This is a genomic window from Methylobacterium sp. WL18, from assembly GCF_008040015.1.
Taxonomy (GTDB): domain Bacteria; phylum Pseudomonadota; class Alphaproteobacteria; order Rhizobiales; family Beijerinckiaceae; genus Methylobacterium; species Methylobacterium mesophilicum.
In genome coordinates this window covers 1-1,575 of record NZ_VRVD01000868.1, presented here as the reverse complement: position 1 = coordinate 1,575, position 1,575 = coordinate 1, and the positions used below count along the sequence as shown (strand labels likewise).

1 protein-coding gene is annotated in these 1,575 nt (G+C 75.0%); it reads right to left on the bottom strand.

Annotated elements, in window-relative coordinates; all coding sequences use genetic code 11:
• The coding region (malQ, locus tag FV228_RS29160) for a 4-alpha-glucanotransferase (protein ID WP_147857648.1) at positions 1-1,575 on the bottom strand (1,575 nt) is incomplete at both ends.

The following is a 1,575-nucleotide window of genomic DNA, read 5'->3' as shown; positions in this document are numbered from 1 at the left end:
GGAGCTGCTCCCCGGCCAGCGCCTCGGTGAGGCGGCGGCGCTCGACCACCCGCTCGCCGCGCTCGGCCTCGGCGCGGTCCTGGTCGTACAGGCCCAGCGACTGGCGGGTGTCGGTGTCGACCCCGCGCCACCAGCCGACGAAGGTCGGCAGGTCGTGGGTGGTGATGGCGGTGAGCGCGTCGCGCGGGTAGGCGGAGGGGGCCTTGAACCGTCCGTCCCCTTCCCGCTCGAAGGCCAGGATCCGGTAGCTGAGCACGCCGGCCCGCATCAGGGCGTCGGAAAAACCCTCGGGCGCGGTGCCGAGATCCTCGGCGATGACCAGGCACTTGTTGCGGTGGCTCTCCAGCCGCAGCACCGCCAGCATCGGCTCGAACGGCATCGCCACGTAGGCGCCGGCATGGGCGCCGGCCCCGAGCGGGATCAGGAACAGCCTTGCGAGCTGGAAGGCGTGGTCGATGCGGATCGCGCCGGCATGGCGCATGTTGGCCTGGACCAGGGCCCGGAACGCCGCGAGGCCGTCGCGCTCCATCTCCAGCGGGTCGAAGGCGGGCAGGCCCCAGTTCTGACCCTTGGGGGCGAGCAGGTCCGGGGGCGCGCCGATCGAGACCCGGTCGGCGAAGCGCTCGGGATGGGACCAGATCTCGGAGCCGCCCCGGTCGGCGCCCACCGCGAGGTCGCGGTAGAGCCCGACCCGCATGCCGGCCGTGAGCGCCGTCGCGGAGGCCGCCGCGAGCTGGCGGTCGGCGAGGTATTGCAGCCAGGCGTGGTAGCCCACCGCCTCGGCCTTTTCGGCCGCGAAGGCCACGACCGCGTCGGTTCCGGCGCGGCGGTACTCCTCCGGCCAGTCGCCCAGCCAATGGGCGCCCTGCTGCCGGAAATGCTCGGACAGGGCCTCGAACACCGCGTGGGCGGCGAGGTCGACGCCGCCCTCCTGGCGGAAGCGCTCGAAGTCCGCGTCGGTGCCGGCCCGGGCCGGGGATTCGAGCCAGAGGGCGCGCAGCACCGGGTCGAGCATGTCGGCCACGCCCTGGTGGTCGACGAGCGCCGCCTCGCGCAGCGCCGTGATCGCCTCGGCGCGCTCGGCGAGCAGCGCCTCGGCCCTTGAGCCGGCGAGCCCCGGCAGGCTGCGCGGCGCGATGAAGAGGGTCTCGAGGAACAGCCGCGAGGACGGCGAGTAGGGCGAGATCTTGGTCCGGTCGGAGCCGAACAGGGCGTGGACCGGGCTCAAGCCGAGGAACGCCGCCCCGCGCAGGGCCGCCTCGCGGGCGGCCTCGCCGGCATCCGCGTAGGTGCCGATGCCGATGTTGGTGGCCGAGCGCAGGCCGTAGAGCTGGGCGGCCATGCCCCAGTCGGAGGCGCCCTCCTCCGTGTAGGGCCGCGGGCGCCAGCAGCGCTGGGGCGCGGCGATCACCCAGGATTCGGCCCGGATCCGGCCGGCCTGGACGGTGAGGCGGTGGTAGCCCGGGGTCAGCGGCGGCAGCTCGAAGCCCGCACCCTGGCCCGGCTCCGCCCCCTGCAGGTTGGCCCGGCCCTCGCGCGCCGCGCCGCGCTCGTCCACGAGGCGCCAGACCAGGG